Origin of the sequence: Pseudomonas sp. COW5 (assembly GCF_026240005.1) — a bacterium.
GTDB lineage: Bacteria > Pseudomonadota > Gammaproteobacteria > Pseudomonadales > Pseudomonadaceae > Aquipseudomonas > Aquipseudomonas kribbensis.
Window position 1 is genome coordinate 919,522 of sequence record NZ_JAPHVP010000001.1, and the last position, 22,799, is coordinate 942,320.

At 62.3% G+C, this 22,799-nt stretch carries 22 protein-coding genes; 14 read left to right on the top strand and 8 right to left on the bottom strand.

The annotated features are described in order from the left end of the window. Positions 1-72 precede the first annotated feature (72 nt). The 3 genes from OQ248_RS04220 to dinG all read right to left on the bottom strand — a co-directional run bounded on the left by OQ248_RS04220 (position 73) and on the right by dinG (position 5,898). On the bottom strand, positions 73-1,218 hold the full coding sequence (locus tag OQ248_RS04220) for a serine hydrolase domain-containing protein (RefSeq protein ID WP_265812127.1): 1,146 nt from the start codon (positions 1,216-1,218) through the stop codon (positions 73-75). A gap of 94 nt (positions 1,219-1,312) precedes the next feature. Then, positions 1,313-3,658, bottom strand: a complete 2,346-nt coding sequence (locus tag OQ248_RS04225) for a beta-galactosidase (protein WP_265812128.1) — start codon at positions 3,656-3,658, stop codon at positions 1,313-1,315. Positions 3,659-3,753: 95 nt separating this feature from the next. After that, positions 3,754-5,898, bottom strand: coding sequence for an ATP-dependent DNA helicase DinG (dinG, locus tag OQ248_RS04230; RefSeq protein ID WP_114881706.1), 2,145 nt, complete (start codon positions 5,896-5,898; stop codon positions 3,754-3,756). Between the two features lie 99 nt (positions 5,899-5,997). Between dinG and OQ248_RS04235 the strand changes: the two genes are divergently transcribed. After that, a complete protein-coding gene (locus OQ248_RS04235) occupies positions 5,998-6,462 on the top strand; it encodes a CopD family protein (RefSeq protein ID WP_265812129.1) in 465 nt (154 codons plus the stop codon). 50 nt (positions 6,463-6,512) lie between these two features. Here OQ248_RS04235 and OQ248_RS04240 read toward each other — a convergent pair whose 3' ends face one another. From OQ248_RS04240 to OQ248_RS04255, 4 genes are all read right to left on the bottom strand, one after another. Continuing rightward, positions 6,513-7,271 (bottom strand): collagen-like protein, encoded by a 759-nt coding sequence (locus OQ248_RS04240; RefSeq protein WP_265812130.1) that lies wholly within the window; start codon positions 7,269-7,271, stop codon positions 6,513-6,515. Further along, positions 7,264-7,542, bottom strand: a complete 279-nt coding sequence (locus OQ248_RS04245) for a DUF1145 domain-containing protein (RefSeq protein ID WP_114881704.1) — start codon at positions 7,540-7,542, stop codon at positions 7,264-7,266. Before OQ248_RS04245 ends, OQ248_RS04240 begins: the two co-directional genes overlap by 8 nt. 163 nt (positions 7,543-7,705) lie before the next feature. Beyond that, positions 7,706-8,428 carry an OmpA family protein gene (locus tag OQ248_RS04250; RefSeq protein WP_085712934.1) on the bottom strand — a complete coding sequence of 241 codons (723 nt, stop codon included), beginning with the start codon at positions 8,426-8,428 and terminating at the stop codon, positions 7,706-7,708. 88 nt (positions 8,429-8,516) lie between these two features. Beyond that, complete coding sequence (locus tag OQ248_RS04255) at positions 8,517-9,212, bottom strand: OmpA family protein (protein WP_085712933.1); 696 nt, start codon at positions 9,210-9,212, stop codon at positions 8,517-8,519. A gap of 199 nt (positions 9,213-9,411) precedes the next feature. Here OQ248_RS04255 and OQ248_RS04260 point away from each other — a divergent pair, with 199 nt between their 5' ends. Genes OQ248_RS04260 through OQ248_RS04275 form a run of 4 tightly spaced genes read left to right on the top strand, consistent with a single transcriptional unit; the run spans position 9,412 to position 11,129 of the window. Then, positions 9,412-9,909: a DUF6231 family protein gene (locus OQ248_RS04260; RefSeq protein ID WP_065261926.1), complete on the top strand. Its 498-nt coding sequence runs from the start codon at positions 9,412-9,414 to the stop codon at positions 9,907-9,909. 4 nt (positions 9,910-9,913) lie between these two features. Then, positions 9,914-10,390 carry a YchJ family protein gene (locus OQ248_RS04265; protein ID WP_085712932.1) on the top strand — a complete coding sequence of 159 codons (477 nt, stop codon included), beginning with the start codon at positions 9,914-9,916 and terminating at the stop codon, positions 10,388-10,390. Positions 10,391-10,431: 41 nt separating this feature from the next. Next, positions 10,432-10,917: an LEA type 2 family protein gene (locus OQ248_RS04270; protein WP_085712931.1), complete on the top strand. Its 486-nt coding sequence runs from the start codon at positions 10,432-10,434 to the stop codon at positions 10,915-10,917. 5 nt (positions 10,918-10,922) lie between these two features. Continuing rightward, entirely contained in the window at positions 10,923-11,129 is a 207-nt protein-coding gene (locus OQ248_RS04275) for an SEC-C metal-binding domain-containing protein (protein ID WP_265812131.1), read from the top strand. Positions 11,130-11,271: 142 nt separating this feature from the next. Here the strand turns inward: OQ248_RS04275 and OQ248_RS04280 are convergent, their stop codons facing one another. Beyond that, positions 11,272-11,835, bottom strand: a complete 564-nt coding sequence (locus OQ248_RS04280; RefSeq protein ID WP_265815062.1) for a cysteine hydrolase family protein — start codon at positions 11,833-11,835, stop codon at positions 11,272-11,274. Between the two features lie 139 nt (positions 11,836-11,974). On the opposite strand from OQ248_RS04280, the gene OQ248_RS04285 reads away from it, so the two are divergent. The 9 genes from OQ248_RS04285 to OQ248_RS04325 all read left to right on the top strand — a co-directional run bounded on the left by OQ248_RS04285 (position 11,975) and on the right by OQ248_RS04325 (position 22,769). Further along, a complete protein-coding gene (locus OQ248_RS04285) occupies positions 11,975-12,619 on the top strand; it encodes a glutathione binding-like protein (protein WP_119427228.1) in 645 nt (214 codons plus the stop codon). 144 nt (positions 12,620-12,763) lie between these two features. Further along, on the top strand, positions 12,764-15,214 hold the full coding sequence (locus OQ248_RS04290) for a penicillin acylase family protein (RefSeq protein WP_265812132.1): 2,451 nt from the start codon (positions 12,764-12,766) through the stop codon (positions 15,212-15,214). A gap of 434 nt (positions 15,215-15,648) precedes the next feature. Then, positions 15,649-16,683 carry a ligase-associated DNA damage response exonuclease gene (locus OQ248_RS04295; protein WP_265812133.1) on the top strand — a complete coding sequence of 345 codons (1,035 nt, stop codon included), beginning with the start codon at positions 15,649-15,651 and terminating at the stop codon, positions 16,681-16,683. Next, complete coding sequence (locus OQ248_RS04300) at positions 16,680-18,365, top strand: ATP-dependent DNA ligase (RefSeq protein ID WP_265812134.1); 1,686 nt, start codon at positions 16,680-16,682, stop codon at positions 18,363-18,365. The genes OQ248_RS04295 and OQ248_RS04300 overlap by 4 nt, the downstream gene beginning before the upstream one ends. A gap of 219 nt (positions 18,366-18,584) precedes the next feature. Then, positions 18,585-19,367: a transporter substrate-binding domain-containing protein gene (locus tag OQ248_RS04305; protein WP_065259277.1), complete on the top strand. Its 783-nt coding sequence runs from the start codon at positions 18,585-18,587 to the stop codon at positions 19,365-19,367. A gap of 57 nt (positions 19,368-19,424) precedes the next feature. Then, the gene (locus OQ248_RS04310; RefSeq protein WP_065259276.1) at positions 19,425-20,153 is read left to right on the top strand and encodes an ABC transporter permease; all 729 of its coding nucleotides are present in this window, start codon (positions 19,425-19,427) and stop codon (positions 20,151-20,153) included. Continuing rightward, positions 20,150-20,860 (top strand): ABC transporter permease, encoded by a 711-nt coding sequence (locus OQ248_RS04315; RefSeq protein ID WP_085712925.1) that lies wholly within the window; start codon positions 20,150-20,152, stop codon positions 20,858-20,860. Before OQ248_RS04310 ends, OQ248_RS04315 begins: the two co-directional genes overlap by 4 nt. Positions 20,861-20,872: 12 nt before the next feature. After that, positions 20,873-21,991 (top strand): succinylglutamate desuccinylase/aspartoacylase family protein, encoded by a 1,119-nt coding sequence (locus OQ248_RS04320; RefSeq protein ID WP_265812135.1) that lies wholly within the window; start codon positions 20,873-20,875, stop codon positions 21,989-21,991. Positions 21,992-22,004: 13 nt separating this feature from the next. After that, positions 22,005-22,769 (top strand): ATP-binding cassette domain-containing protein, encoded by a 765-nt coding sequence (locus OQ248_RS04325; protein WP_085712923.1) that lies wholly within the window; start codon positions 22,005-22,007, stop codon positions 22,767-22,769. Positions 22,770-22,799: the final 30 nt, after the last annotated feature.

Here is a 22,799-nt window from a genome sequence, read left to right on the forward strand (position 1 = left end):
TCGCCCGGATAAACAGACGCTTTGAATCGAAAAGCCGAATGAGGTTCCGGCCCTGGAACCTCCAGTAACGTTTTACAGACAAGTGGCAAGTACCCGCGCCAGCTTCTGCGCGCGCGGATCCATCAAGACGTACGGCCCAAGGGTATTTGTCACAAATCCGAAGGCCACATCGTGCTCCGGATCAGCAAAACCGATGGAACCGCCCGCCCCCGGATGCCCGAACGCCCTTGGGCCGAGGCCATAGGTGGCGTTCGGCACATCAGGTTGATCGAGCATGCAACCGAGACCAAAACGGGTGCGGGTCAGCAAGGTCTTGTCCTCGCCGAGGCTGTGTTCACGAGTCAGTTCGTCGAGCATTTCGCTTTCCAGCAGGCTGCCGTCGAGCAGACCGGCGTAGAACCCGGCCAGGCTGCGCGCATTGCCGTGGCCGTTGGCCGCCGGTTGTTGCATGCGCCGCCATTCCGGCTTGTTGGTGCTGGTGAGCACCGACGGCGGATTGGTGAAGGCTCGGGTGGTCATGGCGGTGGGTTCACGCATCGTGACTTGCAGCAGGCGCTGGGCGGCGGCATCGCCGACATTGCCCTTGCCACGGGCGATATGCGCGACGCGGTAGAACTCTTCGTCGGCCAGGCCGACATGGAAATCCAGCCCCAGAGGTTTGGCGACTCGAGCCACAATGGATTCACCCGGCCCACGGCCGTCGGCCCGGCGCAGCAACTCGCCAACTAGCCAGCCGTAGGTGATCGCGGCATAACCGTGACCGGTGCCCGGTGTCCACCACGGCGCTTCGGCCGCGAGGGCGTCGACCATGGTTTGCCAGTCATACAGGGCTTCGGGGGCCAACAATTCGCGCAGGGCCGGCAGACCGGCCTGATGGCAAAGCAATTGGCGCAGGGTCACGGACTCCTTGCCGGCAGCGGCGAACTCCGGCCAGTAACGGGCGACCGGCGCATCGAGTTGCAACTTGCCTTCGGCCACCAGTTGCAGCGCAGTGACGGCCGTGAAGGTCTTGGTGCAGGAGAACAGGTTGGCGATGGTGTCGCTGTGCCAGGCTTCGCTGCCGTCCTTGTCGGCGGTGCCGGCCCAGAGGTCGAGGACGGTTTCCCCGCCGACCCGGATGCACAACGCGGCGCCACGTTCCTGGGGATCGTCGAACAGTGCCGCGAAGGCTTCGCGCACCGCTTCGAATTGAAGCTCGTAATGTCCCTGAATCTGCACCCGCAACTCCCCCGCGAAAACGCTCTACAAAGTGGCCCGCATTGTTCCAGCCCTTGAGGGTTTTGGGAACAGCGGCGGGCCGGGCGGTCCTGCCTTAATGACCGTTGCCGGAGTGCCCGCCGGTATGGCCGGCGCCCTGCCCCGGGCCTTTGCCGGCTTCGCCCTTGCGGCCGCCTTCGGTCTCGTGACCGGCCTTGTCCGCCGCCGCAGCGGCTTTCTCGGCTTCTTTGCCGAGTTGATCGAGGGTCGCCAGATTGCTCTTGCGCACGGTGTCGACGAAACCCTGATACGGCAAGTCAGTCACGCCCACCAGACCGAAGTGACCGTTTTCGCCATCGAGCAGACGCCCGGTCACCGGTTGATCGAGGTACTGGAACCAGTGCACGCCGACAATCGACGGCTCGCTCAACGCCTGTTTGAGGAAGTTGGCGTAGGCCGGGCCACGATCCTCTTCCTTGTTCAACGGCGTCACGCCGCCCCAGAACGGGCCGCGATCGGTGGAGCCGAAGTTGAATTCGGTGATCAGCACCGGTTTGTCGAGGCTGCGCAGGGCGGCGAAGTCATAACCGTCCTGCGGTTTCAGGGTGTACATGTTGAAGCTCAGCACGTCGCAATATTGCGCGCAGGAGGCCACGGCTTCCGGGGTGCTGATGGCGAAGCGACCGCCCAGCAACAACTGGTTCGGCGCGTGCCATTTCAGCGAGTCGGAAATGGTCTTGAAGTAGGTGTCGGCGAAGACCTTCTGGAAGTATTTGAAGTCCGCCTCGATTTCCGGGTGTTCCGGATTCGGCAACGGTGCCTCGAACCCCGGATCCTCCATCAATTCCCACGCCGGCAGATCGATACCCCAGGCCTTCGACAGCCCCGCCTGATTGCGGTACTTGTCGCGCAACTGCTTGAGGAACGCACGCTTGGCCGGTACGTCGGTGGTCATTTTCAACGTGCCGTAGGCCAGCGCGTAACGCGACTTCGGATCATCACCGGGACCGGCCCAGGCCAGTTCGTTGTCGGCGAAGTAGCCGATCAACCACGGATCGTCGCGGTGATCGCGGGCGGCAATCGCCACGGCGCGCTCGGTGGCCATGGCGAAACGCGGATCGAACGGGTCAGGCATGCCGCCCCACCAGTCGTTGCCGGTGCTGATGCTGGTGTAATCGCCGACGATCGACAACGGCAAGGTGTACGGCACGCGATCGGCGTCGCCCAGTTGCGGTGCGCTCCAGTTGCCGACGGTATTGAAGCCCCACGCCTGCAGGCGGTCCAGGGTATGACCGGTCCACTTCTGCTCGTCGATGGCGGCCTTGCATGGCGGCTCAGTCGCCGCCGGAGTTGCGCAAGGTTCGCCATAAAGGCGCTGCAGGTTGGCGCCATAGAAGTCGTACCAGCGTCCGTTGCCATAGCCACGGCCCTGATCGGCCCCGTTGCCGCCACGGTTGTCGCCCTCACCGAAGTGAATGGCCAGTGGCTCGTCGGGTTTGGGCAGGGACTCGAACATGTATTCGCGACCGGCCACGTAGGTCTGGTTGACCTCGGGGCTGACGGTGTTCACGCCCAGGGAATAGAACGGATGGCCCTCCGGCGTCACCAGATACCAGCGACCGTCGAGTTTTTCGGTGCGGAAGAAGCCGCTGGCCTTGAACGTCGGGCCTTTGTTCAAGCCGCCGAACTTGTCCAGCGACGACTTCTCGCGTTCGGCCAGCCAGGTTTTCAGCTGTTGCTGTTCCCTGGCGGCAGCGGATTTCAGTTGTTCGTCATTGGCGACTTTCTCCGGCCATTTGCTGCGGGTCGACTGACCGTAGGCATCCACCAGATTGCCGTAGGCGGCTTTGATCACCTCGCCCTCATCCTGCACGCCGAAGCGCTCCAGCAACAGGCTTTGCGCGGCTTTCGGCTGGTCCATCGACAAGCTGACGGATACCACCTGACTGCGATCCAGCTCACCGCTGCTGCTGGCCAGCAGGATGCGCTGCCCGTCGATGGTCATCGGCATCAACGGCCCGGCTTTCATGCCCTGGCTCAGCGGCGAAGTGGCGGTCAACGGTACGAGCAAGGTCTGCGCCGGGCCGGCCGGCAGATCAACGCGGCTGACCAGGGTCTTGCCGTCGTTGCTCTGGATCTGTACGTAAACGGTCACCGCCCAGTTCATCGCGCTCTGGATGCGCAGGCTCATCATCCCGGACTGCGACCAGTCCCAGGCACCGGTCTGCGGGGTCAGGCGCAAGGTCGGGCGCGCCACCGGGTTGAAGGTCACCCGACGCAACACTTCGCCCTCGGGCGTCTGCTCGGCGTTGGCTTGTGGCAGGTCGGCGTTTTCGGTCGCCACTTTCACCACATCGGCGGGGCGGACAAAGTTGAACAAGGTCTGCTGCCCGGCAGGTGCCGCCAGCAAAGGCGCAGCGAAAACCAGGGCAAAAAGGGCAGGCAACGAACGACGAATCATGAGAACGGATTTCTCCCTAACGACCAGCAATGGCCAATGGAAAAGCGATGGCGTAGAGATAGACAACGCGGCGGGCAAAACTGCCCACCGATGTCTCAGGATATTTCACGACGGAAAGGAGGCAACGCATTGAGGATCGCCTTGCCATAGCGCTGGGTGACCAGTCGCCGGTCCAGCAAGGTGATGGTGCCGCGGTCTTCTTCGGTACGCAGCAGGCGACCGCAGGCCTGAACCAGCTTCAGCGAGGCGTCGGGCACCGAGATTTCCATGAACGGATTACCGCCCCGGGCCTCGATCCACTCCGACAGCGCAGCCTCGACCGGATCGTCCGGCACCGAGAACGGAATCTTGGCAATCACCACGTGTTCGCAATAAGCCCCCGGCAAATCCACCCCTTCGGCGAAACTGGCGAGGCCGAACAGCACGCTGGAATCGCCGCCATCGACCCGCGCCTTGTGTTTGTTCAGGGTTTCCTGTTTCGACAGGTTGCCTTGAATGAACACTTGCTTGCGCCAGTCGCGGTCGAGGCCGTCGAACACGTCCTGCATCTGTTTGCGCGAAGAGAACAGCACCAGGCTGCCTCGCGAACCTTCGACCAGCTCCGGCAGATCGCGGATGATCGCGGCGGTGTGGGCGGCGGCATCTCGCGGGTCGGCCTTCAGGTCCGGCACCCGCAACACACCGGCATCGGCGTGATGGAACGGGCTCGGCACCACGGCGGTGACGGCTTTTTTCGGCAGGCCGGCACGCATGCGGAAACGGTCGAACGTGCCGAGGGCAGTCAATGTCGCCGAGGTCACCAGACAGCCATAGGCCACGTTCCACAGACTGCGGCGCAAGGTTTCGGCGGCCAGGATAGGGCTGGCGTTGACCTCGATGTCGAACAGCGAACCGCTTTCGGCCAGGGTCAGCCAGCGGGCCATCGGCGGGCTCTCTTCCGGGTCTTCGGCGGTGAACGCGGTCCACAGCTCCCAGTTGCCGGAGGCACGGGACAACAGGCTGCCGAACAGTGGATACCATTCTTCGGCCTGGTTGCTGGCGATGCCGATGTTGACCTCGCCGTCCATGCCTTCCTTGAGCAGGTCGGTCAGGCGGGTGAACAGGTCATTGAGACGGGCGTAGCCTTTCTTCAGCTCGATGCCCATCTCGCGCATGTGCTCGGGAATCACCCCGCCGATGAAACGATGGCGCGGGCGCTCGCGGCCTTCGACATCTTCGCCGGGCTTGAAGTCGGCGATCTGTTCGCAGGCGGTGAACATGAACTGCTGCTGGGTCTTGATCTCCCGCGCCAGCTCCGGCACCTGCTCGATCAGTTTGCCGAGATCGCCCGGCAGCGGATGCTGGGCCAGCAGTTTGGTGAGGTTCTTGGCGGTGGTTTCCAGCCAGTCGGCCGTTGAGCGCAGGCGCGTGTAATGGGCGAAGTGGCCGATGGCCTTGTCCGGCAGGTGATGGCCTTCGTCGAACACATAAATGGTGTCGCGCGGATCGGGCAACACTGCCCCGCCGCCCAGCGCCAGGTCGGCCAGCACCATGTCGTGGTTGGTGACGATCACGTCGACCTTGCCCATGCCTTCGCGGGCCTTGTAGAAGGCGCACTGGCCGAAGTTTGGGCAATGACGGTTGGTGCACTGGCTGTGATCGGTGGTCAGGCGCGCCCAGTCGGCGTCTTCCAGCGCGTTGGGCCAACTGTCGCGGTCGCCGTCCCATTTATTGCCGGCGAGCTTCTCGATCATGCTGGTGAACAGCTTCTGGCTGGCCTCGTCGACCTCGATCTTGAAGCCTTCTTCTTCGAACAACTGTGCCGTGGCAGTCTGCGCGTGGCCTTCCTGCAACAGCATGTCGAGCTTGGACAGGCACATGTAACGGCCACGGCCCTTGGCCAGGGCAAAGCTGAAATTCAGCCCGCTGTTGCGCATCAGGTCGGGCAAATCCTTGTAGACGATCTGCTCCTGCAGGGCGACGGTCGCGGTGGCGATCACCAGGCGCTTGCCGGCGAGTTTCGCCGTGGGGATCGCGGCCAGGCTGTAGGCCACGGTCTTGCCGGTACCGGTGCCGGCTTCCACCGCGACAATCGCGGGGTCGCCACTGCGCCGGCCTTCGTCGTCGGTATCGATATCCCCGAGGACCTTGGCGACTTCAGCGATCATCAGGCGCTGGCCGTAACGCGGCTTAAGGCTCTTGGCCTCTAGAAAACGCGAGTAGGCGCCCTGGATCGTGGTTTTGAGTTCAGTGCTGATCATTGAGTGTCGGGCGCAAAAAACGCTGGATAAATTTTCAGTGGTTCGGATCGGCCGCTATCATACCCCGCTAATCAATCCTGCGCAGATCGGAGTACCCCAATGACACCTTTTAGCCTCGTTTACCCCCTGCATGTCCTCGCCGCCCTGGTGTGGGTCGGCGGCATGTTTTTCGCCTGGATGGTGCTGCGCCCGGCCGCCGTGAAGGCTTTGGACGGTCCCGGACGACTGACCCTGTGGGTGGAAGTATTTCAAGGTTTTTTCCGCTGGGTGTGGGGTGCGGTGATTCTGCTGCCGGTGACCGGGGTCGGCATGTTGCATCTGCAGCACATCGGCTTCGAGACTGCGCCGAAGTATGTGCAGGTAATGATGGGGTTATACGTGGTGATGACCGCGCTGTTCATCCGGGTTCAGGGGCTGATGCTGCCGGAATTGCGCACGGCGGTTCAAGCGAAGGACTGGCCGGCGGGTGCGGCGGTGCTGGGGCGGATTCGCAAAGTGGTGGGGTTCAATCTGTTGGTCGGGGTATTGCTGGTAGCAATTGCCGCGGCGCGGCCGTCGTTCTGAAGTCATGCTGATCGTTCCCACTCAGTGGGAACGATCAGACAGGGAATGGCTTACAGGCGCTGAACCGTAACCGAACCCGCCGCACCGGCCGGCCCCGGTTGACCATCAACCCCCGGCTTGCCGCTCTTGCCGCCATCGGCGCGATACACCAGGCAGCCCTTGGACTTGCCACCGGCGCCCGGTTTGCCACCTGGCCCCGCCGCCCCGCCGGCACCACCGGCCACGTCGACCTTGATCAGCTCCGCCGGAAACTCCCGTGGCACTTCCAGGCGCACCAGCGCGCCCGGCGCACCCGGCTGGCCGTTGCTGCCATCACTGCCGTCGAAGCCGTGCCCGGCCTGGCCCCAGGTGCAGCCCGGTTCCTGACCGTTGGCCCCGTCGAGCCCGACGAAACCCGGCGCTCCGGTGCCGCCACGGGCATCGACGATCAGCCGTGGAGCCTCCAGCGTCTTGAATTGCAGGTTCAGGTTACGCCCGGCGCGAGCCGCTTTTTCATAAGTGCCCGGCGCGCCGTGGGCCGTGATGCGGCTACCGTCGGCAAACCGGGCGCGGATGACTTTCATGTCCAGCGCCTGTTCGCCCGGCACGATGGCAATACGCGCCTCATGGCCCAACTGCAGTTCGCCGACGCTCAGCTCGGTCACGTTCGAGGGCACCAGCAAGGTGCCGTAATCGGCGACCACCAGTTTTTCCAGCTGCAACGTGCTGGCCGTGTTGGGCAGACGCATCAGGGAGTTGGCTTCGACACTGACCACCTGGGCGCAGGCCAGGGGACTGATGAATGCAGCGAGCAGGCAGAGTTTACGCATGGGAAGCCTCCGGAGCGGCCGGGGCCGGGATGGTTTGCAGGTGGAAAACGCCGAACAGCAGGACACGGCCACGATCACGCCATGGGTGCGGCCGCCCCTTGAGGCTGGCGTTGCACAGCAGCACTTCCAGGAGGTGGATGGCCAGCAGCAGGACGCCAGCCAGATTGACCAGCAGATGCAACGGATGAACAAACGGCACCAGCTGATTGGCCAGTACCACGCAGCAGAACACCAGGGTCAACAATCGCCCCAGCCCACAGAACACCTTCATACGCTCCCCCGTGTTGCGAATTATTCTTTGGGCGCACAGTAACGGCTTCCGTACGGGATAAGCCAGAGGGGCAAATAAAAAAGTTCCGGGCACTCGTCGGATGGCTGCCGGCTCGACGTTGATCGTCGACCGACAGCTCTAGCCTGCGGACTACAGAAGAGTCCTAGCGATTGATGTGCAGTTCCACGCGGCGATTTTTCGCGCGCCCTTCTTCGGTCTCGTTGTCGGCGACCGGTTCACGCTCGCCGCGCCCTTCACTGGTGAGTTTTTCCGGCGCCAGCCCCTGGCTCAACAGATAGGCTGCCACGCTGCTCGCGCGACGTTCCGACAAAGCCTGGTTGTAGGCATCGGTGCCCTTGCTGTCGGTGTGGCCGATCACCTTGATGCTCACCACGTCGGCATTGCGCAACTTGTCCATCAGCGCATCAAGCTGGCTTTTCGCGGCCGGGGTCAGGTCGGACTTGTCGAACGCGAACAGCACGTTGCCGGCATCGCTCAGGGTGATGACTTCGGATTGCGGGGCCGGCTCGGCCGGTTTCTCGGTGACCGGGTATTGCGGCAGCGGACAGCCGCGATGATCGACCGGTGTGTTCGGTGGAGTGTCAGGGCAACGGTCGCGGCGGTCGAACACGCCATCGCCGTCTTCGTCGCCATCCTGGGCATAACAGATCAGCCCGCCGGTGAGGATACCCAGTGCCGCGCCACCTGCGGCCCAGCCACCGTTTTCAATGGCGCCGAGACCGCCGCCGACCAGTCCGCCAATGACGCTGCAGATCGGCCAGGTACGTTGATTGAGGGGGGCAGTGCCATCGCTGTGGGTAGCGCAGCCGGTCAACAGGCTGCCGGCCAGCAGCACCGGTAAGACGGACCGTGAGAGAACACTCATATGAAAGCTCCTGTGTCACCGGCCCATACCGGTTACACAGGAGTAAAGACCCGCATCCGCGACTGCACAAGCCGCGGATGCGAGGGCGTCAACGCTCGATTTTGATTTCCGTGCGGCGGTTCAACGCGCGGCCATCGGCGGTTTTGTTGTCCGCCACTGGCTGGCTTTCACCGGCACCGGTCACCGAAACGAAGCTTGAACGTGGCACACCATCATGGATCAGATATTCAACCACCGAGTGCGCGCGACGATCCGACAGTTTCTTGTTGTAGGCATCACTGCCCACGCTGTCGGTATGACCGGTCACGGTCAGCCGCGCCGTGCTCGATTCCTGCTTCAGGCGCGTGGCGACCTTGTCGAGCACCAGCTTGTCGGAAGGCGTCAGGGTGGCCTTGTCGAACTGGAAGTGCACATCGCGGATGACGATGGTTTCTTCCTTGACCACTACAGCTTCTTCAACCACAGGTGCAGGGGCCGGGAATGGGCAGCCGTCTGCGTCGACCTTGGTGCCGCGAGGCGTGTGCGGGCACTTGTCGCGACTGTCCGGCACACCGTCGCCGTCTTCATCGCCATCACCGTGCACCCAGCAATAGGCTGCCGCCGTACCGCCGACGAGTAATGCGCCATAGCCTGCCCATGCAGAGCTTTCCGTCGCGCCGAGACCCGCACCGACGACACCGCCGACTGCCGCACAGGTCGGCCAGTCGGTTTTCTGCAAACCTGCGCAACCAGTCAACACACTGGTTAGCAGAACCAAGGGTAATGCTGTCCGAACTATGCTCATCTAGTTTTCTCCTGAGGGATCGGCTTAGAACCGATTCAGGGAGTAAAGACCGGAGTTTTAATCTCCGCCAGCAATAGGCCACTGCTGTTTGCGAGCGTGTTCACAGGACTTCGAGGCATTTGCCGCAAACCCGCAGAACAGAGATCTAGGCCTCGACGCTCGGGCAGGCTAGTCTTGGCGATCTGATTGAGGAGCTTCGATGAACGTCGCGATTTCTTCCCGCACGCCACAGCAGGCACTGGCCGCTCTGCTCGACCGCTACGCCCCGGCACGTCTGCTGCTGATCGGCGCCAGCGAATTTCCGGCACTGGCCGCTTTCAAGGATGCGCACCCGGACACTTGCGTTGCTCACGCCGCGCCCGGTGCCTTGCCCGCAGACCTCGCTGCACAGCGCTTCGATCTGGCGCTGGTGGTCGATTGCCTAGAGCATCTGCCCAAGCGTGATGGCCTGAATCTGCTGGGCGGGATCCGCAACCTCAACGCCAGCCGCATCGCCGTGCTGGCCGACCTGCCGGCCAGCGGCTGGCAGGAAACCGATTTCTACTCTCTGGCTCTGCAGGCCAGCGAACGCTTCGCCCGGGATGAACAGGTGCTGACCCTGTTCACCTATGATCTGCTTGACTACAAACAAGTCCCCGACTGGCTCAACTCGCGGTTCTGGGCCAATCCGGAAAACTTCGGGAAATACTGGTGGTAATGCAATGAGTACAGCCATTTGCCCCTGCGGCAGCGGCAACCTGCTGGATGCCTGCTGCGGCCATTATCACGCCGGCCATCCGGCACCTTGCGCCGAAGCCCTGATGCGTTCGCGCTACAGCGCCTACGTGCTGGGCCTGATCGATTATCTGGTGGCGACCACCCTGCCCGCCCAGCAGGCCGGGCTGGATCGGCAGTCGATCAGCAACTGGAGTGCATCGAGCACCTGGCTTGGCCTCAACGTGGAAAGTTCGGAAGTCTTCGGCGGCCAGCCGGAACACGCCTTCGTCACCTTCACTGCACGCTGGCACGACAGTCAGGGTGAGCACAGTCACCGCGAGCGCTCCTCGTTCGTGCAGAACGGCGGGCGCTGGTACTTCATCGACCCGACCGTGCAGCTCAAGCTCGGGCGCAACGACAGCTGCCCTTGCGCCAGCGGGCAGAAGTTCAAGAAGTGTTGCGCGGGCTATTTCGGCGCGTGAGGTGAGTGGCGACTAGACTGGGCGCAAAAGGGAGTTCTGCGATGGTCGGTCAATGGCACACATTCAAAGCCTTCACGCTGCTGCTGTTTCTGGGGCTCGGCGGCTGTGCCTCATGGTTCGCCGACGACACCCTCGACCCCGCCGTGCACCTGGTGAAAGTCGAAGTGGTGCGCGCCAAACTGCTCGAGCAGAAATTCATCCTGCACTTTCGCATCGACAATCCCAATGACAGCGAGCTGACCGTGCGCGGACTGGAATACCGCGTACACCTGGCGGACATGCTGCTGGCCGAGGGCGAGCATGAGCACTGGATCACCGTCGGCGCCAAAAGCAGTGCTTTCTATAAGGTGCCGATCCGCACCAACCTGTGGCCGAAGGTCAAGGACGTGGTGAAAATGCTGAAGAATCCACACCAGCAGGTTCCCTACCGGCTGCAAGGCGAGATGGAAACCGGTTTATTCATCGCCCACTACGTGCACCTGGAGCGCAATGGCGTGATAATCCCCGCCGATTTGATTACGGAGTGACCCCGATGACCCAGCAACCTCATGTCCATGGCCCAGACTGCAACCACGATCATGACCATCACCACCATGATCACGACCATGGCCATGTCCACGGCCCGAACTGCGGCCACACCCACCAGGAACCGGTGCGCAATGCCCTGAAAGACGTCGGCCGCAACGACCCTTGCCCGTGCGGCAACGGCAAGAAATTCAAGAAGTGCCACGGCGCTTGATGTTTCAGGTGAATATTTTCTTCGCCTGATACACCGCCAATCGCGAGCAAGCTCGCTCCCACAGGGATCGCGTTCCATCAGGAGCAACTCGGTCGAATGTGGGAGCTGGCTTGCCAGCGATGAGGCCAGCAACTTCCCCCGATCAGTATAAGACTGCCGCAAGAATTTCAGCGCTGCTGACCACCGTCGCATACTCCCCATCCAGATTCCCCAGCGACATGGCATGCACCTCTTCAGCCGTACGCAGCGTGCCGAAATAATCGGCCTTGTCGAAGGTAAAGCACGCATCCTCCGCCACCCACGCCTCGAACCCCAGATTGCCCGCCGTGCGCGCCGTGGACTCCACCGAATTGTTCGTGACCACGCCGACGATGACCAATTGCCCGATCCCGGCCTCATGCAACTTCACTTCAAGCCCCGTCGCACAAAAGGCGTCCGGCACCTGTTTCCGGATCAGCCACTCGCCGTCCTGCGGCAAAAACCTTTCCTGAAATTCCACGCCTGACTGCTCGGGCCAGAACACCGAATCCGGCGAGCGCGACAGGTGCTGCACGTGAATCACTGGCCGCCCGCAGCGCCGCCAAAAAGTCAGCAGTTCGAGGATCCGTTCTTCGGCCAACGGATTATTCCGTCGCCCCAGACGCGGCTCCAGAATGCCTTTTTGCTGGTCGATGATGATCAGTGCAGCGTTGGCCTGAAGCTCCATGGCGATTTTTCTCACGCGCGGTCATTGAATTTCCCGTACTTGAGCATCACCTCCTGTCACTAAGCAAGCTATCGAACGCACACAGGACAACCTGAAGCCGGCGTTTACTGTCCGTACCCTTCCTGATTTGGAGCTTTCCATGATCGACCTGTATTACTGGACCACGCCCAACGGCCACAAGATTTCCCTGTTCCTCGAAGAGGCCGGCCTGCGCTACAACGTGCACCCGATCAACATCAGCCAGGGCGAGCAGTTCCAGCCGCACTTCCTGAAGATCGCGCCGAACAATCGCATTCCGGCCATCGTCGATCATGAGCCGGCCGATGGCGGCGAGCCGTTGTCGCTGTTCGAGTCCGGCGCCATCCTGCTGTACCTCGCGGAAAAGACCGGGAAGTTCCTGCCCAAGGATCTGCGTGGCCGTCAGGTGGCGCTGCAATGGCTGTTCTGGCAGATGGGCGGGCTGGGGCCGATGGCCGGGCAAAACCATCATTTCAGCCAGTTCGCTCCGGAAAAAATCCCCTACGCGATCAAGCGCTACATCGATGAAACCGCACGTTTGTACGGGGTGCTGGACAAGCAACTGGCCAACAATGAATTCGTTGCCGGCAGCGAGTACAGCATCGCCGACATGGCGATCTACCCGTGGATCGTCTCGCACAAATGGCAGAGTCAGAACCTCGAAGACTTCCCGAACGTGCTGCGCTGGTTCAACCACATCAAGGATCGCCCGGCGACCGTGAAGGCCTACGCGCTGGTGCAGAAGATCAATCCGCCGAAGGCTTGAGTGACCCGGCCTGATCGTTCCCGTTCGCGGGAACGATCAACGGGAAGAAATAACCGCTCGCCCCGCTTGCGCGGCCCCCTCCTGCTCACTAACGTAGCGGCTTTATTGCGCCCCCAGCCTCTACACCCCCGCAGGAGCTTTGCCATGGCCTCGCCAGCCCTTTCACATTTTCTTCCCCGGTTCGGCGTTGCCGCAGCAGTGACCGGTGTCCTGAGCCTCTCCGGTTGCCAGACCTGGAACGCTCAGGACTCCCTCCCGCCGACCTCCGGTGTACAGCCGCTCAAGGGCCTGGCGCAGAACGTTTCGGTACGCCGCAATGCCATGGGCATGCCGCTGATCGAAAGCAACAGCTTCCACGACGCCTTGTTCGCCCTCGGTTATGTGCACGCCAGCGACCGCATCAATCAGATGGTCACCCTGCGCCTGCTGGCCCAGGGGCGTCTGGCGGAAATGTCCGGCGCGTCGATGCTCGACGCCGACCGCTACATGCGCGCTGTCAACCTGAAGAAAAGCGCCGGCGAGCTGTACAAGGCCTCGTCGCCACGGCTCAAGCGCTTCTTCGAAGTCTATGCGCGGGGCGTCAACGCCTACCTGTTCCGCTACGCCGACAAGTTGCCGGGGGATCTGGCCTCCAGCGGCTACAAGCCTGAATACTGGAAACCGGAAGATTCGGCGCTGATCTTCTGCCTGCTGAACTTCAGCCAGTCGGCCAACCTGCCGGAAGAAATCGCTTCGCTGGTGCTGGCGCAGACCGTCACCACCGACAAGCTCGCCTGGCTGACCCCGTCCGCCCCCGACGAAAACCTGCCGGTGGCCGAAGCCGACAAGCTGCAAGGCATCAAGCTCAACGGGCAGATTCCGGGCCTGAGCGAGCTGAGCAACGCCAGCGAACAACTGGCCGCAATGAACCTGCTCGGCGCCAGCACTTCGAACAACTGGGCGATTGCCCCGCAACGCAGCCGCAGCGGCAAGAGCCTGCTGGCCAGCGACAGTCATGGCCCGCTGGCCGCGCCGTCGCTGTGGAGTTTCGTGCAGATTCACGCGCCGAAATACCAGGCCGCCGGTGTGACCGTGGCCGGTCTGCCGATGGTGCTCGGTGGTTTCAACGGCAAAGTGGCGTGGAGCGCGACCAGCGTCTTCGGCGACAACCAGGACCTGTTCCTGGAAAAAATCCGACGCCAGGGCAGCAACCTGACCTACGAGGTCAACGGCAAATGGCAGCCACTGGGCGTGCGCAACGAAACCTATTTCGTCAAAGGCCAGCGGCCGATTCGTGAAGCGGTGTACGAAACCCGCCACGGCGCATTGCTCAACAGTGCTCAGGCCGCTGTACAGGGTGCTGGCTTCGGTCTGGCGTTGCAGACGCCGAGCTTCACCGACGACAAATCCCTCGATGCGTTTTTCGATCTGAGCCGCGCGCAAACCGCTGAACGCGCCTCGGACGCCAGCCGGGAAATCCGTGCCATCGCGCTGAACCTGGTGTTTGCCGACGCCAGCAATATCGGCTGGCAGGTCACCGGGCGCTTCCCGAACCGCCGCGAAGGCGAAGGCCTGCTGCCGTCGCCGGGCTGGGACGGTCGCTACGACTGGGACGGTTACGCCGACCCGATGCTGCACCCGTACGATCAGGATCCGGCGCAGGGCTGGCTCGGCACCGCCAACCAGCGGGTCATCCCTCACGGCTACGGCATGCAACTGTCCAACTCCTGGGCCGCACCGGAGCGTGGCGAGCGCCTCGCGGAACTGGCCGGCAGCGGTAAACAGGACGGTCGCAGCATGATCGCCATGCAGTACGACCAGACCACCACCTTCGCCGCCAAGCTGAAGAAGATGTTCGAATCCCCGGGCATGGCGCAGCCGCTGAAACAGGCGATCGACGCCCTGCCGGAAGCCGACCGCAGCAAGGCCCGCGAGGCCTACACCCGCTTGATGGCGTTCGACGGCAAGCTCAGCCCGACCTCCGCCGATGCGGCGATCTACGAGTTGTTCCTGCAGGAAAGCATGAAGCAGATCTTCCTCGACGAACTCGGCCCGCAGAACAGCCCGGCGTGGAAAGCGTTTATCGCCAACGGCGACTTGTCCTACTCGGCGCAGGCCGATCACTTGCTGGGCCGTGAGGACAGTCCATTCTGGGACGACGCCCGCACCCCGCAGAAAGAAGACAAACCGACCATCCTCGCCCGCAGCCTGGCAGCGGCGATCAGCGCCGGCGACAGCCAACTGGGCGGCGACCGCAAAGCCTGGCAGTGGGGCAAATTGCACCGCTACGAATGGAAAAACGCCAACGGCCAGACCGTTCGCGGTCCGATCGCTGCGGGTGGTGACCACACCACTCTGAACACGGCGGCGTTTGCCTGGGGTCAGGACTTCAACACCACCCGGGCGCCGTCGATGCGTTTCATCGTCGATTTCAGCCAGAGCGAACCGCTGATGGGCCAGAACGGCACGGGGCAATCGGGTAACCCGGCCAGTCCGAACTACCTCAACGGGATCGATCCCTGGCTGAAGGGCCAGTACATCGGTTTGCCGATGCAGCCGCAGAACTTTGAGCGGGTGTATGGGAAGACGCGGTTGACGCTGACTCCCGGGAAATAGGATTAAAGATCAAGAGCCCCCTCACCCTAACCCTCTCCCGGAGGGAGAGGGGACCGATTGGGGGATGCTTCAGCCTTACATCGACCTGAAAGTGTCTCACCGAATCCATAATCGACTCGCTTTCACAGGTCGATGCACCTCGCCAGACACCTCCGTAGGCTCCCTCTCCCCCGGGAGAGGGGACTGACCGTGGGATATTTGAGAAGTACACCGACGTGAAAGATCTCAGCGAATCCATAGTCGATTAGATCTTACAGGTCGATGTACCTTCGCCAGACATCTCGGTCGGCTCCCTCTCCCCCCGGGAGAGGGCTGGGGTGAGGGCTGGATCTCCCCGCCAACAAATTTCTTCCGTCCTACTCCCGCAAAATCAATCGAACTTCTGACTTCGCGCAAACCTCATAGCTAACAAGTCCCTCCATTCCGGTAACGCCATGGACCTTGTTATCGCCCGCCCCGAAGGCCTGTACTGCCCCGCCGGGGACTTCTATATCGATCCGTGGCGCCCGGTCGAGCGCGCGGTGATCACCCATGCCCACGGCGATCACGCCCGCACCGGCAACGCACACTATCTGGCGGCCAGCGCCGGCGAAGGGATTCTGCGTGCGCGTCTGGGTCAGGACATCAACCTGCAATCACTTGAGTACGGCCGGCGCCTGACCCACCACGGTGTCACCTTGAGTTTTCATCCTGCCGGACACGTTCTGGGCTCGGCTCAGGTGCGACTCGAATACGGCGGCGAAGTCTGGGTCGCCTCCGGCGACTACAAAATCGAACCCGACGGCACCTGCGCGCCCTTCGAACCGGTGCGCTGCCACACCTTCATCACCGAATCGACCTTCGGCCTGCCGATCTACCGCTGGCAGCCGCAGGCGCAGGTGTTCGGCGAGATCAATCAGTGGTGGCAGGCGAATATCGAAGCCGGCAAAACCAGCGTGATGTTCTGCTACTCCTTCGGCAAGGCCCAGCGCATCCTCCACGGCATCGACGAAACCCTCGGCCCGATCCTCAGCCACGGCGCGGTGGAACCGCTGAACCGGGTCTACCGTGAGGCCGGGGTGTATCTGCCGCCGACGATCTACGCCGGCGACGTGAAGAAAAACGATCCTTTGATGCGTCAGGCGCTGGTCATCGCCCCGCCTTCGGCGGGTGGCAGCAGCTGGATGCGGCGTTTCGGCGACTACAGCGACAGCTTCGCCAGCGGCTGGATGCGCTTGCGTGGCACCCGTCGGCGGCGCGGCGTGGATCGTGGTTTCGTGCTCTCGGATCACGCCGACTGGCCCGGCCTGCTGTGGGCCATCGAGCAGACCGGCGCCGAACGGGTGATGGTTACGCACGGCTCCATCGGTGTGCTGGTCCGCCACCTGCGCGAACAAGGCCTGGACGCTCAAGGCTTCAACACCGAATACGGCGATGATGAACAGGACAACCTCGCCGTCGAACCCATCGTCGCCGAGGTGCAGCCATGAAAGACTTCGCCGGGTTGTACGCTGAACTCGACGCCACCACCTCCAGCAACGCCAAACTCGCGGCCATGCAGGCCTATTTCGCCCAGGCGGAACCGCAAGATGCCGCGTGGGCGGTGTACTTTTTGTCCGGCGGACGGCCTCGGCAACTGGTGCCGGTGCGGATCCTGCGCGAACTCGCCGTCGAAGTGTCCGGACTCACGCCATGGCTGTTCGAGGAAAGCTATCAAGCAGTCGGCGATCTGGCGGAAACCATCTCGCTGGTTTTACCGGAAAACCCGCACACCTCCGAAGCCGGCCTCGCCGAATGGATCGAGCACAAGCTGTTGCCGCTGCGTGGTGAAACTCCGGAATACCTTGCTCGTCAGTTGCCAGCGCTGTGGGCGCAACTGGATCGGCCGAGCCTGATGCTGTGCATCAAACTGATCACCGGCAGTTTCCGCGTCGGTGTCTCCAAATTGCTGGTGACTCGTGCGCTGGCCTCCATGGCCGGGCTGGACAGCAAACGCGTGGCGCAACGGCTGGTGGGTTACACCGACTTGTCCAACCGGCCGGACGCCGCCAGCTACCTGAAACTCATCGCCCCGGAGTCCAGCGACGAACACGCCCAGCGTGGCGGCCAGCCGTATCCGTTCTTTCTCGCCCACGGCCTGTCGCAACCGGTCGAGCAGTTCGAAGACTTGCTCGGCCCGGCCAGCAACTGGCAGGTGGAGTGGAAGTGGGATGGCATCCGCGCGCAGGTGGTCAAGCGTGACGGGCGGTTGTGGATCTGGTCCCGTGGCGAGGAACTGGTAACCGAACGCTTTCCCGAACTCGACTCGCTGGTTGAAGGTTTGCCTGACGGTACGGTGATCGACGGCGAAATCGTGGTCTGGAAAAACACCCGGCCTGACGCCGAAACCTTTGATCCGGACTCGACAGCGCCACCAGCGGTGCAACCTTTCGCCCTGCTCCAGCAACGGATCGGTCGCAAGACACTCGACCGGAAAATCCTCGAAGACGTACCCGTGGTGGTTCTCGCCTACGACCTTTTGGAGTGGCAGGGCGAAGACTGGCGCAACCAGCCGCAGATCAAACGGCGTGAACAACTGGAACAGGTCATCGCCCGCTGCAACAACCCGGTACTGCTGCCCTCCCCGGTGCTGACCGGCAGCGACTGGTTCGACCTCGCCCGGCAGCGCGAAGCTTCCCGGCGGCTGGGGGTCGAGGGCATGATGCTCAAGGCCCGCGACGCGATGTACGGTGTCGGGCGCACCAAGGACATGGGCGTGTGGTGGAAGTGGAAGGTCGACCCGTTCAGTGTCGACGCGGTGCTGATTTACGCCCAGCGCGGCCATGGCCGGCGCGCCAGCCTGTACAGCGATTACACCTTTGCGGTGTGGGACGGGCCGCCCGGTTCCAGCGCCCGCGCCCTGGTGCCGTTCGCCAAGGCTTATTCCGGCCTGACCGACGAGGAAATGCGCGAGGTCGACAGCATCGTGCGCAAGACCACCGTGGAAAAGTTCGGCCCGGTCAGCAGCGTGACGCCAAGCCTGGTGTTCGAACTGGGTTTCGAAGGCATCGCCCTGTCGCGCCGGCACAAGAGCGGCATCGCCGTGCGCTTCCCGCGCATGCTGCGCTGGCGCCAGGACAAGACCGTGGAAGAAGCCGACAACCTGGCGACCTTGCAGAATCTACTGGTCTGATCCCTGCCCCGGAAAAGCCCTTCCTGCGCTAGAAGAGTGCATCCGATTTTCCGTGCCCGTTTTCGGGCATTCCTCCCGCTGCGCCCTCCCTTCCTACACCTTTTAAAACACTTGTTCGGGACTCTGGTTCGGAAATTGCTACTTTCTATAAGTCGTAAGCGTTCCAGTAACAATAATTCTGCGCCACAAGCGCTCATATTGGTTCTTAGGGATTGAATAATGAAAAAAGCATTGCTGACCCTTTCTGCACTGGCGTTGTGCATGGCCGCCGGCTCCGCGCTGGCCAAGGAATACAAAGAGCTGCGTTTTGGCGTCGATCCTTCCTACGCACCGTTCGAGTCGAAAGCGGCCGACGGCAGCCTGGTGGGCTTTGACATCGATCTGGGCAACGCGATCTGCGCCGAGCTGAAGGTCAAGTGCAAGTGGGTCGAAAGCGACTTCGACGGCATGATTCCGGGCCTCAACGCCAATAAATTCGACGGTGTGATCTCGTCGATGACGGTAACACCGGCCCGTGAAAAGGCCATCGACTTCTCCAGCGAGCTGTTCTCCGGCCCGACTGCCTACGTATTCAAGAAGGGTTCCGGCCTGACCGATGACGTCGCTTCGCTGAAGGGCAAATCCGTCGGTTACGAGCAAGGCACCATCCAGGAAGCCTACGCCAAGGCCGTGCTGGAGAAGGCCGGGGTGAAAATCCAGGCCTACGCCAACCAGGACCAGGTCTACGCCGACCTGAAAAACGGCCGCCTCGACGCCTCGATCCAGGACATGCTGCAAGCCGAACTGGGCTTTTTGAAGTCGCCGGACGGTGCCGCGTACGAAGTCAGCAAGCCGGTTGACAGCGAATTGCTGCCAGCCAAAACCGCTGTCGGTATTAAGAAAGGTAACAAAGAGCTGAAGGCGCTTTTAGATAAAGGTATCAAAGCGTTACACGACGATGGCAAATACGCCGAGATTCAAAAGAAACACTTTGGCGATCTGAATCTGTACAGCGGCAAATAATGCACCGGCGCCCATCCTTCGATGGGCGCCTTTTTCATCCGCTCAGGTTGCTGATTTATGTTCGAAAACCTCTTACAAAATCTGGGGCTCTCCGCCTTCAGCCTCAAGGGCTTCGGTCCGTTGCTGTTGGAAGGCACCTGGATGACCATCAAATTGTCGGCGTTGTCGCTGCTGGTGGCCGTGTTGCTCGGCCTGCTGGGCGCCAGTGCCAAACTGTCCAAATCAAAACTGCTGCGCCTGCCTGCCCAGCTCTACACCACGCTGATTCGCGGGGTGCCGGACCTGGTGCTGATGCTGTTGATCTTCTACAGCCTGCAAACCTGGCTGACCGCGCTGACCGACGTCATGGAGTGGGATTACATTGAAATCGACTCCTTCACGGCCGGCGTGATCACTCTGGGCTTCATTTATGGCGCGTACTTCACCGAAACCTTCCGCGGCGCGATCCTCGCCGTGCCACGGGGTCAGGTTGAAGCCGCCACGGCCTACGGCCTAAAACGCGGCCAGCGCTTTCGCTTCGTGGTGTTCCCGCAAATGATGCGCTTCGCCCTGCCGGGCATCGGCAACAACTGGATGGTGATGCTCAAGGCCACCGCGCTGGTGTCGATCATCGGCCTGGCGGATCTGGTCAAGGCCGCCCAGGATGCCGGCAAAAGCTCCTATCAACTGTTCTACTTCCTGGTACTCGCCGCCTTGATCTATTTGCTGATCACCAGTGCCTCGAACGTCATCCTGCGCTGGCTCGAACGTCGCTACGCCGCCGGTGCCCGGGAGGCCGTACGATGATCGAACTCCTGCAGGAATACTGGAAACCCTTCCTTTATACCGACGGCAACAACATCACCGGGCTGGCCATGACCCTGTGGTTGCTCAGTGCGTCGATCTTCATTGGTTTCATCGTGTCGATCCCGCTGTCGATTGCCCGGGTTTCCCCGCACTTCTACATTCGCTGGCCGGTGCAGTTCTACACTTACCTGTTCCGGGGCACGCCGCTCTATATCCAGCTGCTGATCTGCTACACCGGGATCTACAGCCTGGCCGCCGTGCGCGCCCAGCCGATGCTCGATGCATTCTTTCGCGATGCGATGAACTGCACGATCCTCGCCTTCGCCCTCAACACCTGCGCCTACACCACGGAGATTTTCGCCGGGGCGATCCGCAGCATGAACCACGGCGAAGTCGAAGCGGCCAAGGCCTACGGCCTGACCGGCTGGAAGCTGTATGCCTACGTGATCATGCCGTCGGCGCTGCGTCGCTCGCTGCCGTATTACAGCAACGAAGTGATCCTGATGCTGCACTCGACCACCGTGGCGTTCACCGCAACGATCCCGGACATCCTGAAAGTCGCGCGGGACGCCAACTCGGCGACCTACCTGACCTTCCAGTCGTTCGGCATCGCCGCGCTGATCTACCTGACCATCACCTTTGCGCTGGTCGGCCTGTTCCGTCTTGCCGAACGCCGATGGCTGGCCTTCCTCGGGCCGACTCACTAGGACCTCTCTGCAATGCGCCACCAGATACATGACCTGCTGGCCCCGCTGCCGGGGACCGCACGACAGATCCACAGCTTTCACTTCGGCCCGGACAAGGCCAAAGGCAAAATCTATATCCAGTCCTCGCTGCACGCCGACGAACTGCCCGGCATGCTGGTGGCCTGGCACCTCAAGCAGCGTCTGGCGGAGCTGGAAGCCGCCGGGCGCCTGATCAGCGAAATCGTGCTGGTGCCGGTGGCCAACCCGGTCGGCCTCGAACAAGTGCTGATGGACGTGCCGCTGGGCCGCTACGAACTGGAGAGCGGGCAGAATTTCAACCGCTGGTTCGTCGACCTCAGCGAAGAGATCGGCAACGAAATCGAATCGCAACTGTGCGACGACCCGCAGCGCAACCTCGAACTGATCCGCACCAGCCTGCGCAGCGCCCTCGCCCGCCATACCGCCACGACTCAGCTGCAATCCCAGCGTCTGACCCTGCAACGGCTGGCCTGTGACGCGGACATGGTGCTGGACCTGCACTGCGATTTCGAATCCGTGGTTCATCTCTACACCACGCCCGAGGCCTGGCCCCAGGTCGAGCCGCTGGCGCGCTACATCGAATCACAGGCGAGCCTGCTGGCCACCGACTCCGGCGGTCAGTCGTTCGACGAATGCTTCACCCTGTTGTGGTGGCAATTGAAGGAGCGCTTCGGCGAGCACTTCGAGATCCCCCTCGGCAGTTTCTCGGTGACGGTCGAGCTGCGCGGCCAGGGCGACGTCAGCCATCCCGTGGCCAGTCGTGACTGCCAGGCGCTGCTCGATTACCTGACTCACTTCGGCGCCATCGCCGGCGCCTCGAAACCGCTGCCGGAGCTGCCATTCCCGGCCACTCCGCTGGCAGGCGTCGAACCTGTCACCACGCCGGTCGGCGGCCTGCTGGTGTACACCGCCACGCCCGGGCAGCATCTGGAAGCCGGGCAGCAAATCGCCGAAATCATCGACCCGATCAACGATCGGGTCACGCCAGTCCATTGCACCGCTTCCGGTCTGCTCTATGCCCGCTCACTGCGGCGCATGGCCACGGCCGGTATGGTGATCGCCCACATCGCGGGCGCCGAAGCCTATCGCAGCGGCTATTTACTTTCGCCTTGAGGATGCCTGTCCCATGTACAAACTGACCGTAGAAGGCCTGCATAAAAGCTATGGCGACCATCAGGTGCTCAAAGGCGTTTCGCTCAAAGCCAAAACCGGTGACGTGATCAGCCTGATCGGCGCCAGCGGCTCGGGCAAAAGCACCTTTTTGCGCTGCATCAACTTCCTCGAACAACCCAACGACGGCGCCATGAGCCTCGACGGCCAGGCGATCCGGATGGTCACCGACCGCCACGGCATGCACGTCGCCGACGCAGAGGAACTGCAACGCTTGCGCACTCGCCTCGCCATGGTGTTTCAGCATTTCAACCTGTGGAGCCACATGACCGTGCTGGAAAACATCACCATGGCCCCGCGCCGGGTGCTGGGTTGCAGCAAGGCCGAGGCCGATGATCGCGCCCGGCGTTATCTGGACAAGGTCGGCCTGCCGGCCCGGGTCGCCGATCAGTATCCGGCGTTCCTTTCCGGTGGCCAGCAACAACGGGTGGCCATCGCCCGGGCCCTGGCCATGGAGCCGGAAGTCATGCTGTTCGACGAACCGACCTCGGCGCTCGACCCGGAACTGGTCGGCGAAGTGCTCAAGGTGATTCAGGGCCTGGCCGAAGAAGGCCGGACCATGATCATGGTCACCCACGAAATGAGTTTTGCGCGCAAGGTGTCGAGTCAGGTGCTGTTTCTGCACCAAGGGCTGGTGGAAGAAGAAGGCGCGCCGGAAGACGTGCTGGGCAATCCGAAAAGCGAACGCCTGAAGCAATTCCTCAGCGGCAATCTCAAGTAAAACTATTGCCCGGCCGGCGCGGTCACTGAA